We start from the raw sequence: 23,590 nt of genomic DNA, 5'->3' as shown, positions 1-23,590 counted from the left end.
ATGCCGGAAATCACCACCGATATTCCGGCTCGTCTGGACCGCCTGCCCTGGAGCCAGTTCCACCTGCTGGTTGTCGTCGCCCTAGGCGTCACCTGGATCCTGGACGGGCTGGAGGTGACGATTGTCGGTTCCATCGGCCCAATTCTAAAGGACCGGCAGACCCTTGGCCTGACGGATCAGGACATCGGCAGCATCGCCGCCTGTTACGTCGCCGGCGCGGTTGCCGGCGCGTTGCTGTTCGGCTGGCTGACGGATCGGTTTGGCCGGCGGCTGATCTTTAATCTGACGCTTGGCATCTATATCCTGGGCGTGCTGTGCAGCGCCTTCGCCTGGAACTTCTGGTCGTTCGCCGCCTTCAACTGCCTGACCGGCCTGGGCATTGGCGGTGAATACGCGGCGATCAATTCCGCCATTGACGAGTTGATCCCGGCCCGGCTGCGCGGGCGGATCGACCTGATCGTGAACGGCAGCTACTGGGCCGGGGCTGCGTTCGGCGCGGCTGGCTCACTGCTGCTGCTGTCGGGCAAGATCGTCGGCATCGACCTGGGCTGGCGGCTGGCCTTCGGCATCGGCGCCGTGCTGGGCGGCGTCATCCTGTACCTGCGGCGCTTCGTGCCAGAGAGCCCGCGCTGGCAGATCACGCACGGGCGGGAGCAGGAGGCGAAGCAGACCACCGCCGAGATCGAGCGGCGGGTTGCAAAGCCGCTGCCGCCGGCGAAAGGCACGCTGAAGGTACATCCGCGCAAGGTATTCGGCTTCGGCCTGATCCTGGGCGCGATGCTGGGCAAGAACCGCGGCCGCAGTTTCCTGGCATTAAGCCTGATGGTGGCGCAGGCCTTCCTGTTCAATGCGGTGTTCTTCACCTATGGACTGGTGCTGACAACGTTCTATCACATTCAGGGCGCTCAGGTCGGCCTCTATATCCTTCCGCTCGCGGTCGGAAACTTTCTTGGTCCTCTGCTGCTCGGCCATCTGTTTGATACGGTCGGGCGCAAGACGATGATCGCCGGCACCTACGGCCTGGCCGGCGTGCTGCTGATTGGCGTGGCGGTGCTGTTCGGCCTGGACGAACTGACCGCCTGGACGCAGACAGCCTGCTGGATGGTGGTGTTCTTTATCGCCTCCGCCGCCGCCAGCTCGGCCTACCTGACGGCGAGCGAGATATTCCCGCTGGAGACGCGGGCAATGGCGATCGCGCTGTTCTACGCCTTGGGCACGCTGATCGGCGGGGTCAGCGCGCCGTTCCTGTTCGGCTACCTGATCGGCTCGGGCAGCCAGTTGGCGGTGGCCGGCGGCTACGCCGGCGCGGCGGTGCTGATGATCGGGGCGGCGGTGTGCGAAGTGGTGCTTGGCGTGGAAGCGGCGGGCAAGTCGCTGGAGGACGTGGCGCAGCCGTTGTCGAGCAGTGGGTGAAACATCAACCTGTCGACGGCGCTGATTAAGAGATTAGAGCATGATCGTTTTAGGTTGACCCGTAGCCGGAGTTGACGAGGTAATTGGCGCATTCTTCGACGGTATACTCGTCGAGGAGCTTGGCGATCGCTTCGATCACTGCGTCGATGGTGCGGGCGTTGGCCTTGCGCAGCAGGGTTTTGAGTTTGGCGAACACCTGCTCGATCGGGTTGAGGTCGGGACTATAGGGTGGCAGGAAAATCAGCTTTGCACCCGCTGTCCGGATTGCCTTGCGGATGACAGGGCCCTTGTGACTGCTCAGATTATCCATGATCACAACGTCGCCCGGTCGTAACGTCGGCACCAGGAACTGCTCGACATAGGCGCGAAAACTGATCGCGTTCATCGGCTGATCGAGCAGGCATGGCGCATGAATGCCGTCGCATCGCAGGGCGGCAACGAAGGTTTGCGTCTGGCGATGACCATGCGGCACCTTGGCGAGCAGACGCTGGCCGACCGGGCACCGCCCCCGGATCGGGGTCATGTTCGTCTTCGTCCAGGTTTCGTCTACAAAAACAAGCCGTCTGGGATCAACTTTATCCTGCCGCTTTTGCCATTGCAGGCGCCGACGGGCAACATTGGGACGATCCTGCTCGCTGGCGTGCAGGCTTTTTTTTAAAGCTGAGACCAGCGCGGTCAACGATGTTCCAGACAGCAAAATAGCTCACCGTGATGCCACGGTCTTGCAACTCAGCGAGCAGTGCGCGCAACGGCAGATCCGGCTGTTGCGCAATCCGTTCGATAATCCTGTCGCGTTCGTTGGCCAGTGCGAAGGGCCGATGACCACCCAGCCCCTGCGCCGCCACGCTGCCCTTCTGTCGATCCAGCCGCGACCACCGCTGCACAGACGACTGACTGACCTGGAAGAGGGTCGCCGTCTCAAGCCGGCTCCTGCCTGAGCGGAATGCCGCGACAGCGCGTTCTCGCAAATCCAACGTGTAAGGAGCACCCATCCATGCTGGCCTCCGACCCAGCCCACAGCTTGGATCAGATTTTAGGCCGCGCCGGAACCCCTACTCACGCAGGAGTCAACTTAAAACGATCATGCTCTAGGCTGACGCTGCCTGACGATTTGCTGAGATGGGGGCGGCAGGTGGCAGGCGGCACGGCCGATGCCGTAGCGGCCGATTTCGCTTTGCCCGACGACCCTGCCAGGCGCGCCAACACAGTAAAGGCGATCGTCGGAGACAGGCTCGACATCCTGGTCGCCAGTGCCGGCACCACGCCTACCGCCTTGATTGGGGCGCGGATGATCAAGCGCTTCGACGCGTTCTTCATGGTCAACATTCGCGCGCCATTCTTCCTGGTCCAAAAAAGCTGTTGATATGAATCCTACCAGGGTCATGCCTCGAACAATGATTGGGAAATCTTTCTTGATTTCCTCTACAACCTGAGGTAGAAGCAGCCGATCAATTTCCCAGCAGGCGACCATGAACACGACCACCCAGACCACGCCAGCGACCGACGACAGGCCGTTCAGCCCGGCCGACATGCTGATGGCGCTGCTCATCAACCTGCTTGCGCCGATGTTCCTCACGGATGGCACAAGCGACCTCCGCTTGGCCCGCATGGCGGCGATGGAGACGGTGAACGGCTATCGCGCCCGCAGCGGGGCAGACCTGCTCATGATCGTGCAGATCGTCGCCTTCGGCCTCGCGGCGCTCGGCTCGCTCAGCCTGTCGATGGCCGATGACCTCCCGCTGTTGCTGATCCTGCGGCTGCGCGGCAATGCCGCCGCGCTCAACCGTGCCGCCGAACAGAACCGCCGTGCGCTAGAGAAAAGCCTGCACGCGGAGACGCCGTCGGCGCCTGACCCGGCTGAGTTCGACGACGTCGACGACGCCATGGTGGCGGACGTCGTGCGCCAGGCGCAGACGCGCGTGGCGGACGCACAGGCTCGGCTGGCGGAACAGGCCGCCGCACCCGTGACGGCCAATCCGGTCTCCATCGATCCGGTTGCCGTGGCCGCCGCGGCGGCAGCTTCTTCCGCGATGGCCGCTAGCTCGGCGGTCGTCGCCGAACCCGCCGGTCCGGTTCCCTCGGCGGTCCCGGTTCCGCCGGCTGGCGTCGCCGGGCCCGCCCATCCCGCCGCACCGGCCGCCGCCACCCAGCCGCGTCCGACGGCCGAGCAGCAGCACCGGGCGGTATGGGCGGCGGCGATGAGCCAGGTGGCGGGGGAATGCACAGCCAGCCTCGCCAGTCTTTCGCCGGCGCAGCGACGGGACGCCTCGATCTGGGCCACCGCGCTCAGCGCCAGCGCCACCGATCTGCTGGCCGGCGCGGCGATGCCGCCGGCCACGACGCCGCTTCCAAATGCCGGCAAGACGCCGGACGCGGTATAATACCAATGCCCATAAGTCTTGACCTCTATCTGGGTCTGCGTAGCGACCAAGGCGAGGTTTCAGGCTCCAATTTTGGAATCTACCAGGAGTCAGCATTTCTGCGCGTTGGTATAAGATCAACGGTATCGCCTGTTAATTGGTCGGCGAGACGGCCTCAGCCGTCATGGCGGGATGCGGCAATTGTGCCCGACTCGCGGGCACTTGTTCATCCGTGAACCTTTAATGCCAATGGCCTTGGATGTTGACCGGTCGGCGTGACGGCCTCAATCGTCACGGTGGGCAAAGGGCCACCGTCCATACTTTTGTCTATCAACAGAACAGGCATGGATGGGGGTCCGGTAGCAGCGGAACCGAAAATACATTTCAGCTCTCGTCGTCCGAGATTGCGGGGTCGCGGAGCGGTCGAAGCTCTGGACTCTGGAACGCTACCGTTCCAGAATGCCAGAAGCAACCCTAATGGCACGGAGAAAGTGTTCCATGCAGCCGTGCCCCAAGGGTGTACCCCAATGGGGCTATGACCGTTTTTGGCTGAAAGCGAACGTGAGCAATTAGCACTAAGCAGAGGCTTTGGAAGTCACGCCTTGGCTAAAATCCTTCGTTGGCGGCGCACTCACAGAGGTCGTACGACGCCTCGTCACAACGGGAGTATTGATTTGGACTGGGGTCGTAGCACTGCGCCGATAGCACGACGGCGCTTCTCGAACATGCTGTTGAGCATCCTGGTCACCGCCGCCTCGCCGGCGGTCGCGCAGGTCCCCGACAGGACTGCTGTCGATGCGGCCGTCCGAAGTTTCATGAAGATCACCGGCGCGCCCGGAGCGGCCGTCGGCATCGTGACCTCGTCCGGGACCTATGTTTTCACCTACGGCGTCGCCTCGAAGGAAACTGGCATACCGGTCGATGGGCACACGCTTTTCGAGATCGGCTCTGTCAGCAAAACCTTCACCGTGACCTTGGCCGCTTACGCGGCCGAGACCGGTGCGCTCAAATGGGATGATCCCGTCAGCCGGCACTTGCCCTACCTCAAAGGCACTCACCTCGACCAAGTCTCGCTGCTAAACCTCGCGACGCACACGACCGGAGGCATGCCGCTCCAACTTCCTGACACGGTGAAGACGAGCGCGGACTTGACGGCCTACTACCAGGGCTGGGTGCCGCCGTCGCCGCCGGGCACCGTGCGAACCTACGCCAATCCGAGCATCGGCCTGCTGGGCGTCGCGACGGCGAGCGCGATGAAGGGCGGTTTCGCTGCCCTGGCCCGAGACAAGGTCATCGCGCCACTCGGTCTCGCTCACACCTACTACGCTGTGCCGAAGGCCGAGGAACGGCATTACGCCCAAGGCTACACCCGTGATGGCCGGCCGGTCCGCTTGTCGCCGGCTCCCCTCGCTACGGAAGCGTATGGCGTCCGTACGACGGCAGGGGACCTGTTGCGGTTCGTAGGGGCACAACTCGGACTGATCGAAGCGGACCCGCAGCTGCGCCGGGCCCTGGCCGCTACCCACGTCGGCTATTTTCGCGCGGGGCCAATGACCCAAGCCCCAATTTGGGAATGGTATCCGCTACCCGTCTCCTCGGCCGATTTCTCAGCCGGGAACAGCGACGACATGGTGCTGAAGCCCAATCCGGTGACACGGATCGACCCACCATTGACTCCACCGGCAGCTGCCCTCGTCAATAAGACCGGGGCAACGAATGGCTTCGGCACATACATAGCCTTCATCCCGGGCCGGAGGGTCGGCCTTGTAGTTCTGGCCAACCGAAACCACCCGACCACGGTGCGGCTGGCACTCGCACGGCAGATCTTCGTAGCGCTCGGCGTACGGGACATTGCAGTCGATCCTTAGGCAAAACCTTCAATGGCATACCTGGAGGCTGCCTTCGGATGTCGCTGGCCTCCTCTATCGGTCAGGAGCAGCGGCCGTGCTTCGCCAGCTAGCTAACTGAGCTTCACTGTGGTCGGCTGAACTGCATTTTTGGTTCCGCTGCTACCGGACCCCCTGGATGCCGACCTGCGTCGGCAGAAGGCGTGAATCACGGAAGAGCTGGCCATATAACTGTAGCTTGAGCCAATCTATCCATCCAATGTGAACCCCTCATAGTTCCTGGCTGCAACTTCAACGCAGATTTCCCGGTAGTGCGCCATGCCCCCCGCATACGGCATGAACACGCGCGGCTTGCCCGGCACGTTGGCGCCGAGGTACCAGGAGTGTGTCGCCTGCGGCAGCAGCGTGGCGTTGGCGGCGGCGTTGACCTGTTCGATCCAGTTGTCCACCGCCTGCGCCTTCGCCTCGATCCGTTGCAGACCGTGCGCGCGCATATGGGCGATGCAGTCGGTGATCCACTCGACATGCTGCTCGATCGCCACCGGCATGTTGCAGAGCACGGACGGGCTGCCGGGGCCGGTGATGGTGAACAGGTTGGGAAAGCCGGCGACCTGCAGGCCGAGATAGTTGCGGGGGCCGGCTTCCCATTCCTCCGCCAGGGATTTTCCGCCGCGCCCGCGGATATCCATCCGCAGCATCGGGCCGGTCATCGCATCAAAGCCGGTCGCGAAGACGATGACGTCCAGCGGATAGTCGCCTTCCCCGGTGCGAATGCCGAGCGGCGTGATCCGCTCGATGGGTGCCGCCCGTACATCGACCAGGGACACGTTGTCGCGGTTGAAGGTCTCGAAATAGTTGGTGTCGATCGGTGGGCGCTTGGCCGCATAGGGATGGTCGATGTCGGACAGCGTCGCGGCGGTGACAGGATCCTTGACGATCTGCCGGATCTTGCCGCGGATGAAATCGGCCGCCGTGTCGTTGGCCGCCTTGTCCACCATCAGATCCTGGAACACCGCACGAAATTGCAGGCCGCCGGTGTTCCAGGCGGCTTCATACAGTGCCTGGCGTTCCTCGGGTGAGGCTTCATGTGCCAGGCGTTCCGAGATGGTAAAGGGGTGACCGTTGGTGGTGCCGTGCATCACCTGCCGGATCTGGGTGGCATTCTCCTTGACGTAACGCTTGAACTCCGGCGTCAGCGGGGCATTGCGGGCCGGCACGCTGTAATTGGCGGTGCGCTGGAACACCGTCAGGTGCGCGGCCGTCTCGGCGATGACCGGGGTCGCCTGGATGCCGGTGGAACCGGTGCCGACCAGCCCGACCCGCTTGCCGGTGAAATCGACGCCGTCATGCGGCCATTGGCCGGTGTGGTACCAGTCGCCGGCGAAATCCTCCAGGCCCGGAATGTTCGGGACGTTCGCCGTGGACAAGCAGCCGACGGCGGTGATCAGGAATTTCGTGATGAACTGCTCGCCCCTTTCGGTGCGCACGGTCCAGCGGTTCGAGGCCGCGTCGTAGTGCGCGGCGGTTACCCGGGTGCTGAACCGAATGCTGCGCTTCAGGTCGAACCGATCGGCGACATGGTTCATGTAGCGCATGATCTCCGGCTGACCGGGATAGCGTTCCGACCAGTCCCATTCCTGCGTCAGTTCCTTGGAAAAGGCATAGCAGTAGGAATGGCTTTCGGAATCGCATCGCGCGCCGGGATAGCGGTTCCAATACCAGGTGCCGCCGACGCCGTCGCCGGCTTCCAGCAGGCGCACCGAAAGACCCAGCCGGTCGCGCAGGCACAGCAATTGGTAAAGGCCGGCAAATCCGGCGCCGATCACCAGCGCGTCAAGTTCGCCGGCCTGACCGTCCGAGGGTGCCGTCATTGTACGTGCCATCGCTATCCCAATCTCCTGTCGATCATTCCTGCCGCTACCCAAGGCCAGGGAGCCAGCGGTGTCCTATCATGCAATGCCGTCGCCAGTAGCCGAACCCGCCGCTGTCCAGGTTCGGCGACAGCGCGTCGTAGTGCGGTGCTGGGCGGTGCGGCGCAGATATGGTAAGCGATGATCTGAGACGCCGTGGTTGCGCCGTCAACCCGCTGGAGACACCGCATGGATGCGCCGGATATCAAAACCATGGTCCGCGAACGCTATGGCAGCATCGCGCAAGCTGATCCGGCGGACTGCCGCGCGCCGGCCGCATCCTGCTGCGGCGCTGCCACGCCATCCGACGCACGCGACAAGAGCCGCCGGATGGGCTACTCGGATGTCGATCTGGCGGCGGTCCCCGACGGTGCCAATCTCGGCCTGGGCTGCGGCAATCCGCAGGCGATCGCGGCGCTGCGTCCGGGCGAGACGGTGATCGACCTGGGCAGCGGGGCGGGGTTCGACTGCTTCCTCGCGGCGGCCCAGGTAGGCGCCATGGGGCGCGTGATCGGCGTCGACATGACGCATGAAATGCTGGCGAAGGCGCGCGACAATGCCGTGCGCATCGGCGCGGTGAACGTGCAATTCCGCCTGGGCGAACTGGAGCATCTGCCGGTCGCCGACAATACCGCCGACGTCATCCTGTCGAACTGCGTCATCAATTTGGTGCCGGACAAGGCGCAGGTGTTCCGAGAGACGTTTCGCACGTTGAAACCGGGCGGACGACTGGCGATCTCCGACGTGGTAAACGTCGCACCGCTGTCCGCCGACCTTCAGGGCGATACCGAGCTGATCTGCGGCTGTGTTTCCGGCGCGGCGCCGGCGGACCGGATCGAGGCCTGGCTGGTCGAGGCCGGTTTCGAGCAGGTGCGGGTCACGGTCAAGCCGGAAAGCCGAGCTTTCATAGCTTCGTGGGCGCCGGGGAGAGGGATCGAGGATTGCGTGGTATCCGCTACGATCGAAGCGCGGAAACCCTGAACAGCCAACCCTCGCACGATGCCCATGACCATGCTCGAACGCACAGTATGCTGAGTTGCGGACCGGTTGATGAATACGATCTGACGTGAGGATGAAAAGCCTTTTCGCTACCCTGCTCGTTGTCCTGGCGTTACCGCCTGTCGCCCGTGCCGCGGATCAATGGTCGCATGCCAAGATCATGACCGTGGTCATGATCGACGATCAGTTCCAGCCGGACCACGTCACCTTTCAGCAAGGCAAAGCCTACGAACTTCGTCTGGAGAACCGTGGCAAGGAAATGCACGAATTTACCGCGCCCGACTTCTTCCGCTCCGCCACCGTGCGCGACAGGCGCCTGCTGGCCAATGGCGGAATCGAGGTCGTCGTGCAGCCAGGCCATTCGGCCCGCGGATTGCTGATCCCGCGCGTCAAGGGGGACTACGGGCTGACTTGCGCCGACCATGACTGGAACGGAATGGTCGGCGGCATCAAGGTGGACTGAAAGACGGTTGCTGGACCGCTTCGGCTACTCGGCCGCGCGCTGAGGTTTGGCGTCGGCCTTTGGATCAATACCTGTGCGCGTTGGTATTATCTGTGCCGCAGTGTAACTTTGGAACGCTTCCGGCGGACTATGTGGGAAGAGTCCGCGCGGCACCGCATTCCCGAGGTTGCCGCAGGCACCAGGCAACCGTCCGATGCCCGGTCTCTCCGCAGGAGGTACACATGCGCGTTCAGTGGCTTGCACTTGGGATCGGATGCCTGATGCCCGTCTTCGCGTGGGCGCAGGACGGCAAGCGCCCGCTGGTCGTGGAGCTGTTCACGTCTCAAGGTTGTTCGTCATGCCCGCCTGCGGATGCGGTCGTCGCCGATCTTGCGCGTACCCGGCCGGACCTTCTGCCGCTGACGTTCCATGTCACCTATTGGAACAATCTTGGTTGGCAGGACCCGTTCTCGTTCGCCAGCGCGACCGAGCGGCAGCGTCATTACGTCGCCCTTTCCGTCAGCCCGGACGTATATACCCCCGCCATGGTGGTGGACGGCCAGCACGACGTGATCGGCTCCGACCGCCCCGCCGTCGAGGCAACCCTGGCGCGTGCGGAGAGCGAAGCAAGAACGGCTGCCTCGGTCGGCATCGCGCGTGCGGGAGACGCACTGACGATCACGGTCGGCGCGGGAACAGGACGCGGCACGGTGTTGCTGTTCGGCTACGACCGCCAGCATCAGACCCATGTCGGGCGTGGGGAAAATGGTGGACGCACGCTGCTCGAAGCCAACATCGTCCGCTCCATGACCGTCGCCGGTAGCTGGACGGGCCAGGTGCTGCACTTGAAGGCCGCGGTGCCGATCGGGGAAGCTGTCGCGGTCATCGTGCAGGCGGACAACGGCCGATTGCTCGGCGCGGGCCGGCTTGCCGGCACCGCGTCGTAGGGCATGCCGATGCTGGTCCGGGCCGCATCCGCCTTGCGTTAGGCGGCGATCACCGATACAGCGCCCCAATGATCTACTTTGCTGCTGCGTGCCGGGTGGTCCGGGGCCGGCTGATAAGCCGAGTCGGAAGCGAGATCGTCAGCAATTCGCTTCGTGTCGCGTCCATCCCGGCGGCTTGCCGATGAGCGAAACCTTTCATATCGGGGCCTTTCTAGCGCGTTGGCACGACGCCGCACGGCACGATCTGAGCGCCTCGCACTCGGAAACGTTGTCGCTCTCCGCCCTTCTGGCACTGGCCACACCGCAAGAGCGGGCGAACTGGGAGCAACTTCCGCTCGGTTATGCCTCACCCCATGGGGGCCTCGCTCTGCGCGCGCTGATCGCCGCGCGGCATGACGGACTGCAGGCGGACGATGTCATCTGCTGTGCCGGCGCGCAGGAAGCCATGGCCTGCGTGGCCCGTGCGCTGCTGGCACCCGGTGACCACGCCGTGGTGGTGCTGCCGATCTATCAGCCGCTGGAATGGGCGGTGACCGACCGGGTGGGCGCCACCGGCGTGCGCCTCGAACCCGAAAGCTTCAGGCTCGACGTGGCGCGGGTTGCCGCGGCGATGAAACCTGAAACCCGGCTGGTCCTGACGAACTTCCCCAACAGCCCGACCGGCGCGGTGCTGGACCCGGCGACACAGGCCGCGCTGGTCGCGCTCTGCCGCGCCCGCGGCGTATGGCTGGTCAACGACGAGGTGTATCGCCAGACCGTCAGCGAGCCGGCACGGCAGTCGCCGCCCGTGGCGGATGTGTATGAGCGTGGCGTGTCGATCAATGCCCTGTCGAAAGGCTTTGGCTTGCCCGGGCTGCGCGTCGGCTGGGCGGCCTGCCACGACCGGGCACTGTTGGCCCGTATCGCCACCGCGAAGGCGGCGCTTTCGAGCTGCCTGGCGGCGCCGACCGAGTTGTTGGCGCAGATCGCGCTGCGCGAGGAGGCGCTTCTGACCGGGCGCACGCGAGCGCTGGGGACGGCCAACCGCCAGCATCTGGACCGGCTGCTGTGCCGCCACGCCGCGCTGTTCGAGGCCGACCCGCCCCGCAACCTGGCGTTCGCCTTTCCGCGCTATCGCGGCGCCGAGGGCGCTGAAGCCTTCGCGGCCCGCCTTATAGCGGAAGCGGGAACCCTGCTGCTCCCCGCCAGCCTTTGGCGTTCTCCGCTGGCCGCGATCGCCGACGACAGGCTCCGCATCAGCCTGGGCCAACCTGGCGTGCGGGCAGGGCTGAAGGCGATTGACGTCTATCTGAATGTCCTGGAAGCGGTCTGATGATGCAGGCCAACAGGTCCATACGCGCTAGGAAAGGCCAGAGTTCAAGGACCTGCAGTTCTTCACGGTCGGTTCGGTACGGACCTTGGGGTGGAGTCCGCGCTGGTCAATGCCTCACCGGATTGGCTGACGGATTTGCCGAGGCACTTTTGCGGTGTTGGTCAAGCTGTATACAGGCGCCTGGGTGTATGAACAGACTGCCGGTGGCGACATCCTGTTGGGGGTAAGATGACCCACGAAGTCCTGGGACTGCCCGCGGCCGCGCGCGACCAATGGCCATTCGCGCCGAAATTCGCGCGCGTCAACGGTTGGCGGATGCACTACGTCGACGAAGGCGAGGGTGATCCGGTCATCCTGCTGCACGGCAATCCGACCTGGGGGTTCCTCTATCGTGATGTGATCGGCCCGCTGGTGCGGTCGGGGCGACGGGTTGTCGTGCCGGACATGATCGGTTTCGGCCTCTCCGAGAAACCGACACGCGAATCCGCGCACACGCTGGACGGACATATTGCCGATCTGAGCGGCCTGGTCCGTCAGCTCCAGCTTACGCGGGTGACGGTGGTCTGCCACGACTGGGGCGGACCGACCGGCCTGTCCTTCGCCATGAGCCAGCCGGAACGGGTGCGCGCCCTTGTCGTCATGAGCACGTGGGCCTGGCCGGACCCGCCCGGCGCGTTCCACAGCCGCATCTTTCCATGGCGTACGATGCATGCGCCGCTGGTTGGGCCGTATCTGCTTGGCCGCCACAACGTCCTGGCGAGCCGCGGTGTCTATCTGTCGGTCGTCAACCGGGAAAAGTTTCGCCGTGTCGCGCAACCGGCCTATGAGGCGGTGCTGCCGGATGCGGAGACACGTCTGCTGACCTGGGTGTGGCCGCGCTGGATCCCGCTCGATGAAAGCGCTCGCGCGCGGGAGCGGTTCGCCTGGCTTGAGCGCGAACTCGCCGCCACGAAGCTGCCCGCGATGATCATTTGGGGGCGCGAGGACGATGTCTTCGACGCCGCGACCTTCGCCAACAGGTTCAAGACGTTGCTGCCGCACGCGGAAGGACCCCATCTGGTCACCGGCCGCCACTTTCTCCAGGAGGATTCCGGCCCTGAGATCGCGGAGCTTGTCAGTGCATTTCTTGACCGCCTCGACGGGCAAAAGGAAACCGACCGATGACCGGCGTTGCCGTCGTCAAGAAGCCTAATCTTGCTGGCAAGCGACTTGCGTTCGCGCTCGCCGAGGATCGCATCGGCCATTACCCGGAGTTTCGCGATTATTTCAGGCGGACCTTCGATCTCGACCGTGTCGGTCTGGCGGAACCTGGGTTCGTCACGGCGCCATCGGGGTTGTGCTACGCCCTGGTCTTCATTGGCCGGAGCGGCGAGCCGTTTCCATCAGGCCTCGAACTATACGCTGTGGTGGATGCGCTTGAACCGATCGACGACGGCGTACTCGACACCGACCTGTGGGCCATTCTGGGCTGGATGATCGAAGGTGTCGGCGGTCCGTGGACACGACGCGATCTGGAAGCGACCGGGCGGCTGTATCGGATCCCGGCCGTCGCGGATGCACCCGAGAAGGTGGTTTGACCGGCGTGGTCAAGTGGCTGATGGCAAGTCGCGGGCCCAACCGCTCATTGGCGTCCTGTCGCGCGTAAATCCAGCATTGCTGGCCTGCCCGAGCGTGCCGACGCTTTTGCTAGAACCAGAAGTGGAGCAGCGTCGCGGCTACACAGCGGGGCACCAAGATCATTCTCGGCTAATCTGCACTTCTGGCGTATATGCGCGAAGCGATTGTCCCGCGACGATCCCTCCCAGGCAGCTCTCATGGTAGCCCCCTTGGGCAGCCCCTTGGCGGCCTGGCTAGACCGCCTCTTGCTTTTCGGTCTCCACAACCCGAGGATCGGTTCTCTCACACCTTCTGGCAGCCGCCTTCTGGCAGCCATCGAAAGGAAGCGCGCGACGCATGGCAACGGTCTTCATTGATGGCGAGTCCGGCACCACCGGCCTGGGCATTCGCGAACGTCTGGCAGCGATGCCCGACATCGAAGTCAGAAGCCTGTCCGCCGACCGGCGCCGTGATCCTTCGGCTCGCCGTGACCTCATGGCCGAGGTCGATCTTGTCGTCCTGTGCCTGCCCGACGCCGCCGCGCGCGAGTCGGCTGGTCTGGCCGCCGCTTTGGGCAGCGCCGTGCCGAAGCTGCTGGACGCCAGCACGGCGCACCGCGTCGACCCCCACTGGATCTACGGCTTCGCGGAACTGGCGCCGAACCAGGCCGATCGCATCGCCGCGGCCCAGAATGTCGCCAACCCCGGCTGCTATCCTACCGGCGCGATCAGCCTGATCCGCCCACTTGTCGATGCTGGCCTGCTGCCGCCGGATTATCCGGTCACCATCAACGCCGTCTCCGGCTACTCCGGCGGCGGCAAGGCGATGATCCAGGCGCATGACGCCCGTCATGGTCCGGCGTTCGAACTCTATGCGCTCGATCTGGAGCACAAGCATGTGCCAGAGACCCAGCTTCACGGCGGCCTGAGCCGGCGACCGATCTTTGTCCCCTCGGTCGGGCATTACCGCCAGGGCATGCTCGTCTCGGTCCCGCTGCATCTGGACACGCTGCCCGGCAAGCCGTCCGGCGACGATCTGCGCGACGCGCTGCGGGCCCGCTACGCCGGCTGCGACCTGGTGCGCGTGCCGCGGTCCCCCGCCGATGGCAAGCTGGAACCCGAGGCACTGAATGACACCGACCGGCTGGAACTGTATGTCCACACCAACCAGGACTATCGCCACGCGCTGCTGTTGGCGCGCCTGGACAACCTCGGCAAAGGCGCCTCCGGCGCCGCCGTCCAGAACATCGCCCTGATGCTCGGCCTGCATACAGGGGTAGGTGCGCGGGAGATGGCGGATGCCTGAGAGCCCTTGGCCGGTCGGCACCGTCTTCTCGCTGGACGGCATCACGCCACGGATCGCGCCGGACGTGTTCATCGCTCCCACCGCCGCGGTAATCGGCGATGTGGTGATCGGCGCCGAGAGCGGCATCTGGTTCCATGCCCTGCTGCGCGGCGACATGAACAGCATCCGCATCGGGGAGCGCAGCAACATCCAGGACCATGTGGTGGTCCATGTTGACTCCGGTGGCTTCGCCACGGTGATCGGCGATGATGTCACCGTCGGGCACAGCGCGGTGATTCACGGCTGCATCCTGAAGAACCGCGCCTTTGTCGGCATCAGCGCCACCGTGCTGGACGGCGCGGTGATCGAGGAAGGCGGCATGCTCGCCGCCGGCGGATTGCTGACGCCGGGGAAGGTGATCGGCCCGAACGAGCTGTGGACCGGATCGCCCGCCAAGCTGCGGCGGGTGATGGATGCGGAGGAACGCGGCGGCTTCGACCGCAATGCGATTTCCTACCGGGCGCTGGCGAAGCGGTTCCGTGCCGGGTTGAAGGCGAGCGGGTAACACCAGCCGACGTCTTGAGGCTCGCCATGTCGGCCGGCACCGGCTAGACAGCGCGTCCATACACAGACGCACCGGACAGCACCTGTAAATGCTTCAAATCGATGACCTTGTTTTCAACGCCTGGGGACGGCGCTTCTTCGACCATGCCAGCGTCACCCTGCCGCTCAACGCCAAGGTGGGCCTGGTTGGGCGCAACGGCGTCGGCAAATCGACGCTGTTCAAGCTGATCCTGGGCGAGCTGTCACCGGATGGCGGCGACATCGGCCTGCCCCGCGCCGCCCGCGTGGCAACCGTGGCGCAGGAGCACCCGGCGACACCGGTCAGCCTGCTCGACACCATCCTGGCCGCCGACGAGCAGCGGGATGCGCTGCACGCCGAACTGGAAACCGCCGAACCGGAACGCATCGCCGACCTCTATGCCCGCCTGGCGGAGATCGACGCCGACCGCGCGCCGGCCCGTGCGTCCGAGATCCTCGCCGGGCTGGGGTTTTCCACCGCCGACCTGGGCCGCCCGATGGCCGAGTTCTCCGGTGGCTGGCGCATGCGCGTCGCTCTCGCCGCCGCGCTGTTCGCCGAACCCGACCTGCTGCTGCTGGACGAGCCCACCAACTACCTCGATCTGGAGGGCGCGTTGTGGCTGGAGGCGCGACTGCGGAAGTACCCCAATGCCGCGATCATCATCAGCCACGACCGCGAGCTGCTGAACAACTCCGTCGACAGCATCCTGCACCTGCAGGGCGGCAAGCTGGACCTGTACACCGGCGGCTACGACGACTTCGAGCGCCGGCGCGGCGAGAAGGTTCGGCTGCAATCGGCCTTCCGCGCCAAGCAGGAGGCGGAGCGGGCACACCTGCAAAGCTTCGTCGACCGGTTCCGCGCCAAGGCCAGCAAGGCCGCCCAGGCACAGTCGCGGATGAAGCGTCTGGCCAAGCTGGAGCCGATCGCCGCCACGATCGAGGAACGGGTCGCGCCGTTCACTCTACCGTCGCCGACGCGGCCTCTGGCGCCGCCATTGATGCGGCTGGAAGCGGCGGCGGTCGGCTATGGCGGCGAACCGGTGCTGCGCCGGCTGGACCTGCGGCTGGACGTGGACGACCGCATCGGGCTGCTCGGCGTCAACGGCGCCGGCAAGTCCACCTTCGCCAAGCTGGCCGCCGGGGCGCTGGAACTGCAGTCGGGCCACCTGCAGCGCGAGCGCCGCATCAAGGTCGGCTGGTTCCACCAGCACCAGATCGAGGCGCTGAACCCCGCCGACACGCCGCTGGACATCATCCGGCGGGAACGGCCGGATGACAGCGAAACGTCGCACCGGTCGCGGCTGGCGCAGTTCGGGCTGGGGTTCGACAAGCAGTCCACCACGGTGGAGAACCTGTCCGGCGGCGAACGAGCCAGGCTGCTGCTGAACCTGGTGGCGATGACGGCGCCGCATCTGCTGATCCTGGACGAGCCGACCAACCACCTGGACATCGACAGCCGTCGCGCGCTGCTGGATGCGCTGAACGATTATTGCGGCGCGGTAATCCTGATCACGCACGACCGGTCGCTGATGGAGCTGGTGGCGGACCGGCTGTGGCTGGCGGCGGACGGGACGGTGATGCCGTTCAATGGCGACATGGACGACTATGCCCGGTTCGTGCTGGAGCGGGCGAAGGGCGGGACCGCGCCGAACCAGATGCGGGTGGGCAAGGTGAAGGGAAAGCGGAAGGTGGCGTAGCGGTTGATGATGCTTCTTGGACCTTGCAATCGAATGCCCAGGATTAGCGTACCTATGGGATGTCATTCGCATTCCGCTGTTCGTGAAATCGTGGTCCCCCAGCCTGAAGGCGGCTTTGCCATGACCTTTCCAGGCCCCTCGTGGAGCAGTCAATGACGCAGGTAAAGAATGGCCGCCTGCCGCTCATTCCAGCCCGCGCCGACATAAGCGGTCATGATGCCACCGGGCCGGCGAAGTTCTGGCAGCAGCTCCGGACGTTCCTGGACATGGCGCCACGGCAGGGATGTAAAGCGACGGGTGCGCCTTCCGCCTGAAAGCTCACCAAGTGATAACCGCGTGACAACCAGCGGACAACCGGCCACACTCATGGCGTGAATATCCTCGCTCCACCGAAGGCGCGCCTTGGTATCGAGATCGTGCATGATCTCGTGTGCCCCTGGTGCTACCTGGGTGTCCGGCGGCTGATCCGCACGTTGCGTCGCCGGCCCGACATCCTGTTCGAACTGACTTGGCGGCCGTTCCTGCTCAATCCCGACATGCCGCGCCTGGGGATGTCCCGGCCTGACTACGTCGTGCGGAAATTCGGCGGCGAGGATCGGGCTCGGCGGCTATACGCGACAATCACTGAGGTCGGCCGGCTCGAAGGCGTGCGGTTTCGTTTCGACCGCATCCGTCGCACACCATCGTCTGTCGATGCGCACCGTCTGGTCCGCTATGCCACCCGCTACGGCCAAGGCGATGAGATGGTGGAGGCTTTGTTCGCCGCGCATTTCACCGACGGATACGATATTGGCGACCACGACGTGCTGGCGGCGATCGCAACCGCCTATGGCATGGACGCCGTCGCCGTGCGCCGCTTCCTGGCCAGCGAGCAAGAGGCGGAAGCCGTTCACGCTGACAATCTTCGCGCGCATCGGCTGGGTATCAACGGCGTGCCCTGCTTTGTGCTGGAGGGCAATCATGCCATCGCCGGCGCTCAGGAACCCGAGGTGATCGAGCGGTTGCTGGACATTGCAACGGTTGACGCGGTGCGGCTCTAGCCGGCGGCATTATTGCCCGGTCTTGCAGCCGCGCCTGTCATTCAGCGCAGGGCCTGCTTGTCAGTGAACGTCGCTTATCCCGGTGCGCCACGCTCTGGGCTTTGACGGCATGACTGTCGGTCACCACCCGTCGACGCAGGGCCGCTTCTTGCCGGTGCGCGGCGGTGTCGGGGGCACCGAGCGCAGCCCGGCAGCAATCCACTTGCGTGTCTCGGCGGGATCGATCACGTCGTCCACGCCGAACCCCGTTGCCTGGTTGATCGCCCGGCCGCGTTCATACAGTTCGGCAACCATCCGCTCATAGGCGGCGCGGCGCTCGCCTGGATCCTGGATCGCCTCAAGCTCCTTGCGGCGGCCGAGCTTGACCTGTCCTTCAAGGCCCATGCCGCCGAACTCGCCGGTGGGCCAGGCGATCGAGAACACGCCGACGCGCATCCCGCCGCCGATCATCGCCAGCTTGCCAAGCCCATAGGATTTCCTGATGCAGACCATAAACACCGGCACGGTCAGGTTGGCGCCGATCAGGTAGCTGCGGCAGCAATGCCGCACCAGCGCGGTCTTTTCGGCTTCCGGCCCGACCATGTTGCCGGGGTTGTCGTTCAGCGACAGCAACGGGATGTCGTGCGCGTCGCATAGCTGCATGAACCGCGCCGCCTTGTCCGCCGCGTTGGCATCGATCGCGCCGCCGAGGTGGCGGGGATTGTTGGCGATTACGGCGAGCGGGCGGCCCTCGACGCGGATCAGGGCGGTGATCATGCCCAGGCCGAAGCCGCCGCGGATTTCCAGCACGGAACCTGCATCGGCCAGGATCTCGATCAGGGCACGCATGTCGTAGCCGCGCAGCCGGTCCTCCGGCACGATGTGCCGCAGCTTGCGCTGGTCGGCGGCGGACCAGTCCGGCAGCCGGCCCTGGAAATAGGACATGTATTGCTTCGCGACGGCGACGGCCTCGATCTCGTCACGCGCCACGATGTCCACCACACCGTTCGGCACCTGCACACGCATCGGGCCGACTTCCTCGGGCTTGAACACGCCCAGGCCGCCGCCCTCGATCATGGCTGGACCGGCCATGCCAATGGTGCAGTCCTCGGTGGCGATGATGACGTCGCAGCAGCCAAGCAGCACGGCGTTGCCCGCGAAGCAGCGGCGCGACGCGATGCCGATCAGCGGCACCAGCCCGGACAGGACGGGAAACTTGTTGAACGCCTCGACCTCGACTGCGGCGCTGGCATCGGTGTCGCTGCCGCGTCCGCCGCCGCCCTCGGCGAACAGCACGATCGGCAGGCGGAGCCTTTCCGCCAACTCGAACATGCGGTCCTGCTTGACGTGCCCCATGCGGCCCTGCGTGCCGGCGTAAACGGTGTAGTCGTATGAAACGACGATCGCGCGGCTTTTTTCCTCCGGGAAGCGGTCGCCGTTGATGGTGGCCAGACCCATGATCAGCCCGTCGGCCGGCGATTCCTCGATCAACTGCTCCATCGTCCGGATCGACCGGCGCGCGGCGACGACCATCCGTCCGTACTCAACGAAGGAGTCTGGATCCACAAGATCGGCGATGTTCTCGCGCGCGGTGCGCTGGCCGGTGGCGCGGCGGCGTTGCACGGCCTTCGGCCGCGCTTCATCGGTGGTACGGCGGGCACGCTCAAGCACCGCTGCCAGGTCTGGGCGGACATGATCCGGATCGACCGCCGTAGCCGAGGGTTCGCTGCCGCCGGCGACCTCGGTGGGCTCGATGAACAGCAGCGCGCCGCCCTCGAACACGGTGTCGCCGCGCGCGACATGCAGGGCGCGGATGACGCCGCCGGTTTCCGCGGCGACACCGTGCTGCATCTTCATCGCCTCCATCACCAGCACTTCCTGCCCCGGCCGTACTTCGTCGCCGATGGAGACAGCGAGCGACACGATGGTGCCCTGCATCGGTGCCCGCAGAGCGACCGTGCCTTCCGGCCCGGCGATATCGGGCGGCGGATCATCCTCATCAGGGTCGCCCGTCGTGTCGGCTTGCCTGCCGTAACGCACCACCGCCAGCGGATCGAGCGGATCCACCCTGGCTCCGGCGTGCCTCGTGGCCGAGACGCTGGCGCCCGCGGGTTCGAACCAGCGGCGCTCCGCCGCACCATCGTCCGAAAGCAGGCTGGCGGCATGCGCCTCGACGAAGCGGGTATGCGCGGCCCCGGCCAGGAAATCCCGATCGCGCAGGATCGCCTGAAGCAGCGGAATATTCGTCGGCACGCCCGCAACCCGGAACTCCGCCAGCGCTCGGCATGCCTTTGCTGAAGCGTCTTCCAGGCGTCCCGATGCGGCGTGCACGATCACCTTGGCGAGCAGTGAGTCGAACCGCGGGTTGGTGCGGTAGCCCGCGTAACCATAGCCGTCCACGCGCACGCCATGACCCGACGGCGGCTCATAGGCGGCCAGAACCCCGCCCGCCGGCCGCACGCCGCCATCCGGTGCCATGCTCTCCAGGTTCACCCGTGCCTGCAGCGCCATGCCGCGCGGCGCCGGAACATCCGCCTGGCGCAGCCCGAGGTCGGCGAGGCGGGCGCCCTGCGCGATCTCCAACTGAAGCCGCACGAGGTCGAGTCCGGTGATTTCCTCGGTTACCGTGTGCTCGACCTGCAGGCGCGCGTTCGCCTCGATGAACGCGAACGGCGCATCGGCACCGGCGTGGGTGGCGTCGACCAGGAACTCGATCGTGCCAAGGCCCTGGTAGTCGGCGGCGGCGGCGAGCGTGGTCGCCGCGTGCAGCAGGCGCTTGCGCACGTCCGGGTGCAGGTTCGGCGCGGGGGCGATCTCGATGATCTTCTGGCGTTCACGCTGGATGCTGCACTCGCGCTCCCATAGATGCACGACCGCGCCGGCGCCGTCGCCGGCGATCTGCGCCTCGATATGGCGGGCATGGGGAAACAGCCGTTCAACATACAGGTCGCCGTTGCCGAACGCGTGCAGGGACTCGGCGCGGCAGCGTTCGAACGTGGTCGCAAGCTGCGCCGCGTCGGTGACGGGACGCATTCCGCGTCCGCCGCCGCCGGCGAGTGCCTTTACCATCATAGCGCCGCCGGGGCCGAGGGTGTCCAAGAATGCACGTGCCTGCTCCAGCGTGGTGGGGCCGGCGGTGCCCTCGATCACCGGCACGTCGCATCTCTCGGCGAAGCGCCGTGCCGCGGCCTTGTTGCCGAACAGGTCGAGCGTCTCCGGGCGCGGCCCGACGAACACCAGCCCCGCCGTCTCGCACAAACGCGCGAAGCCGGCGTTCTCGCTCAGGAAGCCGTAGCCAGGATGCACCGCGTCGCACTGTGCCTCATGGGCGCGGGCGACGATCCCCGCGCCGTCGAGATAGGCGGCGGGGCCGCTGCCTTGCAGCGCCATCGCCTCATCCGCCGCGCGCGTATGCAGCGAGCGCCGATCGTCCTGAGAAAACAGTGCGACGGTGGCGATGCCCATCTCGGCGGCGGTGTGCGCGATCCTGATGGCGATCTCGCCGCGGTTGGCGATCAGCAGCTTGGCGATGCGCATCCGATGTCTTCCTGTCCTGTTCGGCGCGTGCCCTATTCAAGGCGTGGGGCCGCGCGCGTGCCGATTACGCCCTGTTGTTCCAACCGCGCCAAGTCGCAAGGCGGAGGCCCGCCTGTTCGGCCAGAACCTGCTGATCGTACTCTCCCAAGGTCGGCGCCAGCCGAGTGACCGGCGGCGCCGCGCTGCCCAGCCGGTACGCCGCGCGCGACGATGAACCCCGCGCTCTATGGAGTCTGACGCCCCTCAGCGACCTGTCGACCGAAGCGCTGCATCAGCCATGCCGCCGCCGGTCCCGGAGGCGTGTCGATGCGATAGATCACGTCCACCAGATAGTCGAACGCCACCAGGTCGGGCATGTCGAGCTGGACCAGACGACCTGCCTGAACGTCGTCGGCGACCATCCACCAAGGCATCGCGCCCCAGCCGAGCCCGGCCTTCAGCAGCATGTGCTTGGAGGCGAGGTCAGCCAGCCGCCATGTCCGGTTGCCGATGACACTGAAATCGCGCCCCGCGGTCAGCGGGGATCGGTCGTAGACGACAAGCTGAGTGTGTTGGCGGGCGGCTCCCGGTGAAAATCCGCCTGGCGGGGGTGAAGCCAGCGGATGCGCTGGAGCCGCAATCGGTACCATGCGAAAGCTGCCAACGTTGACGCGCTCCAGTGCGTCACTGTCAGTTGCGAACCGGCCACTGACGCCGATCGAGGCGACTTTGTTCAGCACAAGGTTGGCGACCGCCCCTAGTGTCTCGACGTGAAGGTGGAGCCTGACGGTCGGGAACTCGGCGCGGAAGGCGGTCAGCGCGTCGACCACGCGCTCACCGGGCAGCAAGGAGTCCAGGACGACATGCAGTTCGCCCTCCAGGCCTTGCAGCATTCCCTTCACCTTGGCGCGAAGGCTGCTGATCCCGCCAGACAGGATGCGTGCTTCATCCAGCACGATGCGCCCGGCCGTGGTCAGTTGCGGTTTACGCGTTGTCTCGCGATCGAACAGGATCAGGCCTAGTTGAGCCTCCAGGTTGGCCATGGTGTAGCTGACGACCGAGGTCGCGCGATTCAGTCTGCGCGCCGCCGCTGCGAAACTGCCGGTCTCGACCACCGCGATGAGCACGCGAAGCTGATCGAAGGTGGGACTGCCGGGGTCAGAGGACATGTCGATTTATTCGAACCTAGATGCCGATGATTTGCCAGTTTTCTTCAGCCGATTGAGCCTCCTAATGTCTGGCCAGGAGCTTGGCTAGCCATCCCTGGAAGTCGAATGGGGTCGCGGCCGCCTCCATGACACGCCGGTAGGGTATCGACAGGAGCAGGGACGATATGCCGAGAGTTCTGGTTCTCTATTACTCAACGTATGGCCACATTGAGACCATGGCTTACGCCATGGCGGAAGGCGCTCGTGCCGGAGACGCAGTGGTCGACGTCAAACGTGTGCCCGAGACGGCGCCTCAGGACGTCGCACGTGCTGGAAATTTCAAGCTGGACCAGGCGGCCCCTGTCGCGACGGTCGCAGAACTGGAGAGCTATGACGCCATCATTGTGGGCACGGGCACCCGATATGGCCGGGTGTCCTCGCAGATGGCGGCGTTCCTCGACCAGACCGGCGGCCTGTGGGCGAGGGGCGCGCTGAACGGCAAGGTGGGCGCCGCCTTCGCGTCGACCGCGACCCAGCACGGTGGGCAGGAGACGACGCTTTTTTCCATCATCACCAACCTGATGCACCTCGGGATGGTGATCGTCGGGCTGCCCTATAGCCATCAGGCGATGATGACGCTTGATGAGGTCGTCGGCGGCTCGCCTTACGGCGCGACGACCATCGCCGGTGGCGATGGATCGCGTCAGCCAAGCGAAATCGAACTCGCCGGCGCGCGTCATCAGGGTGAGCTTGTCGCCCGAACGGCGGGGAAGATTTTTGGCTGAGCACCAGAATCTTCGCGAGATAGAAACCGCCGGTCCATGCGCCTTCGGAGCAGCGAAAAGTGAGCGAGTACAGATGATCCATCTCTACACCTGGCGCACACCAAACGGCCGCAAGATCCCCATCATGCTTGAGGAGATCGGAGTAGCTTACGCGGTGCATCCGATTGACATCAGCAAGAATGAGCAGTTCGCGAGCGACTTTCTGAGGATTGCTCCGAACAACAAGATCCCTGCCATCATTGATGATCATATCGTCGATACGACCGCCGATGGCGGTGCATTCGCGATCTTCGAGTCCGGCGCGATCCTGATCTACCTCGCCGAGACGTCCGGAAGGCTTCTGGCGCCGTCTAGGCCGGCTCGTTTCAAAGCGCTCGAATGGCTGCATTGGTCGATCGGAGGCCTGGGACCGATGCTAGGCCAGCTCGGCTTTTTTGCCGTCCGCGCGGAAGACAAGGCGGCGCTGGCGATCGATCGCTTCACGCAGGAAGCCGACCGTCTGCTGGGGGTGGTGGAGCGGCGGCTATCCGATGCGCCTTACCTTGCTGGAGACGACTACTCGATCGCCGACATCGCTTGCTACCCGTGGCTCGTGGCGGCGACCACCGCGCTTAAGGAACCGTTGGCCAAAAGCCTGCAGGACAAGCCGGCCCTCCACCGCTGGCTTGCAACGGTCGGCTCGCGCCCGGCTGTCGTGAAGGGAATGCGGGTGCCGCCGGAATGAGGTGTGGTG

Annotated in this window: 21 protein-coding genes; 16 read left to right on the top strand and 5 right to left on the bottom strand. The window is 65.3% G+C overall.

Features of this window, described 5'->3' with window-relative positions:
• Positions 1 to 1,413: an MFS transporter gene (locus ACQY4S_RS16035; protein WP_428486291.1), complete on the top strand. Its 1,413-nt coding sequence runs from the start codon at positions 1 to 3 to the stop codon at positions 1,411 to 1,413.
• 49 nt (positions 1,414 to 1,462) lie between these two features.
• Here ACQY4S_RS16035 and ACQY4S_RS16030 read toward each other — a convergent pair.
• Positions 1,463 to 2,405, bottom strand: a protein-coding gene (locus tag ACQY4S_RS16030) for an IS630 family transposase (protein WP_428486184.1) whose coding sequence is annotated in 2 segments (ribosomal slippage) — positions 1,463 to 2,068 and positions 2,070 to 2,405 — 942 coding nt in all. Because the reading frame shifts where the segments join, the coding sequence is not laid out codon by codon here.
• A gap of 2 nt (positions 2,406 to 2,407) precedes the next feature.
• Between ACQY4S_RS16030 and ACQY4S_RS16025 the strand changes: the two genes are divergently transcribed.
• The 3 genes from ACQY4S_RS16025 to ampC all read left to right on the top strand — a co-directional run bounded on the left by ACQY4S_RS16025 (position 2,408) and on the right by ampC (position 5,641).
• Entirely contained in the window at positions 2,408 to 2,776 is a 369-nt protein-coding gene (locus ACQY4S_RS16025) for a hypothetical protein (protein WP_428486183.1), read from the top strand.
• A gap of 106 nt (positions 2,777 to 2,882) precedes the next feature.
• On the top strand, positions 2,883 to 3,794 hold the full coding sequence (locus tag ACQY4S_RS16020) for a hypothetical protein (protein WP_428486182.1): 912 nt from the start codon (positions 2,883 to 2,885) through the stop codon (positions 3,792 to 3,794).
• A 704-nt stretch (positions 3,795 to 4,498) separates the two neighbouring features.
• A complete protein-coding gene (ampC, locus tag ACQY4S_RS16015) occupies positions 4,499 to 5,641 on the top strand; it encodes a class C beta-lactamase (protein WP_428486181.1) in 1,143 nt (380 codons plus the stop codon).
• A 227-nt stretch (positions 5,642 to 5,868) separates the two neighbouring features.
• On the opposite strand, the gene ACQY4S_RS16010 is transcribed toward ampC, so the two are convergent.
• Complete coding sequence (locus ACQY4S_RS16010) at positions 5,869 to 7,503, bottom strand: flavin-containing monooxygenase (RefSeq protein WP_428486180.1); 1,635 nt, start codon at positions 7,501 to 7,503, stop codon at positions 5,869 to 5,871.
• Positions 7,504 to 7,719: 216 nt separating this feature from the next.
• On the opposite strand from ACQY4S_RS16010, the gene ACQY4S_RS16005 reads away from it, so the two are divergent.
• The 9 genes from ACQY4S_RS16005 (at position 7,720) to ACQY4S_RS15965 (ending at position 16,389) form a co-directional block, all read left to right on the top strand.
• A complete protein-coding gene (locus ACQY4S_RS16005) occupies positions 7,720 to 8,511 on the top strand; it encodes an arsenite methyltransferase (protein ID WP_428486179.1) in 792 nt (263 codons plus the stop codon).
• A gap of 91 nt (positions 8,512 to 8,602) precedes the next feature.
• The gene (locus ACQY4S_RS16000; RefSeq protein WP_428486178.1) at positions 8,603 to 8,992 is read left to right on the top strand and encodes a cupredoxin domain-containing protein; all 390 of its coding nucleotides are present in this window, start codon (positions 8,603 to 8,605) and stop codon (positions 8,990 to 8,992) included.
• 260 nt (positions 8,993 to 9,252) lie between these two features.
• Entirely contained in the window at positions 9,253 to 9,918 is a 666-nt protein-coding gene (locus ACQY4S_RS15995) for a DUF1223 domain-containing protein (protein WP_428486177.1), read from the top strand.
• Between the two features lie 181 nt (positions 9,919 to 10,099).
• Entirely contained in the window at positions 10,100 to 11,230 is a 1,131-nt protein-coding gene (locus ACQY4S_RS15990; RefSeq protein WP_428486176.1) for a pyridoxal phosphate-dependent aminotransferase, read from the top strand.
• Between the two features lie 228 nt (positions 11,231 to 11,458).
• Positions 11,459 to 12,394 carry an alpha/beta fold hydrolase gene (locus tag ACQY4S_RS15985; protein ID WP_428486175.1) on the top strand — a complete coding sequence of 312 codons (936 nt, stop codon included), beginning with the start codon at positions 11,459 to 11,461 and terminating at the stop codon, positions 12,392 to 12,394.
• Positions 12,391 to 12,807, top strand: a complete 417-nt coding sequence (locus tag ACQY4S_RS15980; protein ID WP_428486174.1) for a hypothetical protein — start codon at positions 12,391 to 12,393, stop codon at positions 12,805 to 12,807. The genes ACQY4S_RS15985 and ACQY4S_RS15980 overlap by 4 nt, the downstream gene beginning before the upstream one ends.
• Positions 12,808 to 13,183: 376 nt before the next feature.
• Positions 13,184 to 14,131, top strand: a complete 948-nt coding sequence (gene argC / locus ACQY4S_RS15975) for an N-acetyl-gamma-glutamyl-phosphate reductase (protein ID WP_428486173.1) — start codon at positions 13,184 to 13,186, stop codon at positions 14,129 to 14,131.
• Positions 14,124 to 14,675, top strand: coding sequence for a gamma carbonic anhydrase family protein (locus ACQY4S_RS15970; protein WP_428486172.1), 552 nt, complete (start codon positions 14,124 to 14,126; stop codon positions 14,673 to 14,675). The genes argC and ACQY4S_RS15970 overlap by 8 nt, the downstream gene beginning before the upstream one ends.
• Before the next feature lie 88 nt (positions 14,676 to 14,763).
• Positions 14,764 to 16,389, top strand: coding sequence for an ABC-F family ATP-binding cassette domain-containing protein (locus tag ACQY4S_RS15965; protein WP_428486171.1), 1,626 nt, complete (start codon positions 14,764 to 14,766; stop codon positions 16,387 to 16,389).
• A gap of 149 nt (positions 16,390 to 16,538) precedes the next feature.
• Here ACQY4S_RS15965 and ACQY4S_RS15960 read toward each other — a convergent pair whose 3' ends face one another.
• Positions 16,539 to 16,811 (bottom strand): hypothetical protein, encoded by a 273-nt coding sequence (locus ACQY4S_RS15960; protein ID WP_428486170.1) that lies wholly within the window; start codon positions 16,809 to 16,811, stop codon positions 16,539 to 16,541.
• On the opposite strand from ACQY4S_RS15960, the gene ACQY4S_RS15955 reads away from it, so the two are divergent.
• Positions 16,806 to 17,429, top strand: a complete 624-nt coding sequence (locus ACQY4S_RS15955) for a DsbA family oxidoreductase (protein WP_428486169.1) — start codon at positions 16,806 to 16,808, stop codon at positions 17,427 to 17,429. The two genes, ACQY4S_RS15960 and ACQY4S_RS15955, sit on opposite strands and share 6 nt — an antisense overlap.
• A 120-nt stretch (positions 17,430 to 17,549) precedes the next feature.
• On the opposite strand, the gene ACQY4S_RS15950 is transcribed toward ACQY4S_RS15955, so the two are convergent.
• The gene (locus ACQY4S_RS15950) at positions 17,550 to 20,945 is read right to left on the bottom strand and encodes a carboxyl transferase domain-containing protein (protein ID WP_428486168.1); all 3,396 of its coding nucleotides are present in this window, start codon (positions 20,943 to 20,945) and stop codon (positions 17,550 to 17,552) included.
• 224 nt (positions 20,946 to 21,169) lie between these two features.
• Positions 21,170 to 22,093: a LysR family transcriptional regulator gene (locus tag ACQY4S_RS15945; RefSeq protein WP_428486167.1), complete on the bottom strand. Its 924-nt coding sequence runs from the start codon at positions 22,091 to 22,093 to the stop codon at positions 21,170 to 21,172.
• 164 nt (positions 22,094 to 22,257) lie between these two features.
• Here ACQY4S_RS15945 and wrbA point away from each other — a divergent pair, with 164 nt between their 5' ends.
• Complete coding sequence (wrbA, locus tag ACQY4S_RS15940; RefSeq protein WP_428486166.1) at positions 22,258 to 22,857, top strand: NAD(P)H:quinone oxidoreductase; 600 nt, start codon at positions 22,258 to 22,260, stop codon at positions 22,855 to 22,857.
• Positions 22,850 to 23,581 carry a glutathione S-transferase C-terminal domain-containing protein gene (locus tag ACQY4S_RS15935; protein ID WP_428486165.1) on the top strand — a complete coding sequence of 244 codons (732 nt, stop codon included), beginning with the start codon at positions 22,850 to 22,852 and terminating at the stop codon, positions 23,579 to 23,581. The genes wrbA and ACQY4S_RS15935 overlap by 8 nt, the downstream gene beginning before the upstream one ends.
• The last annotated feature ends 9 nt before the right edge of the window (positions 23,582 to 23,590 follow it).

Origin of the sequence: Rhodopila sp. (genome assembly GCF_965276935.1) — a bacterium.
GTDB lineage: Bacteria > Pseudomonadota > Alphaproteobacteria > Acetobacterales > Acetobacteraceae > Rhodopila.
The sequence above is the reverse complement of the archived record's forward strand: the minus strand, read 5'-3'. Positions and strand labels throughout refer to the sequence as shown.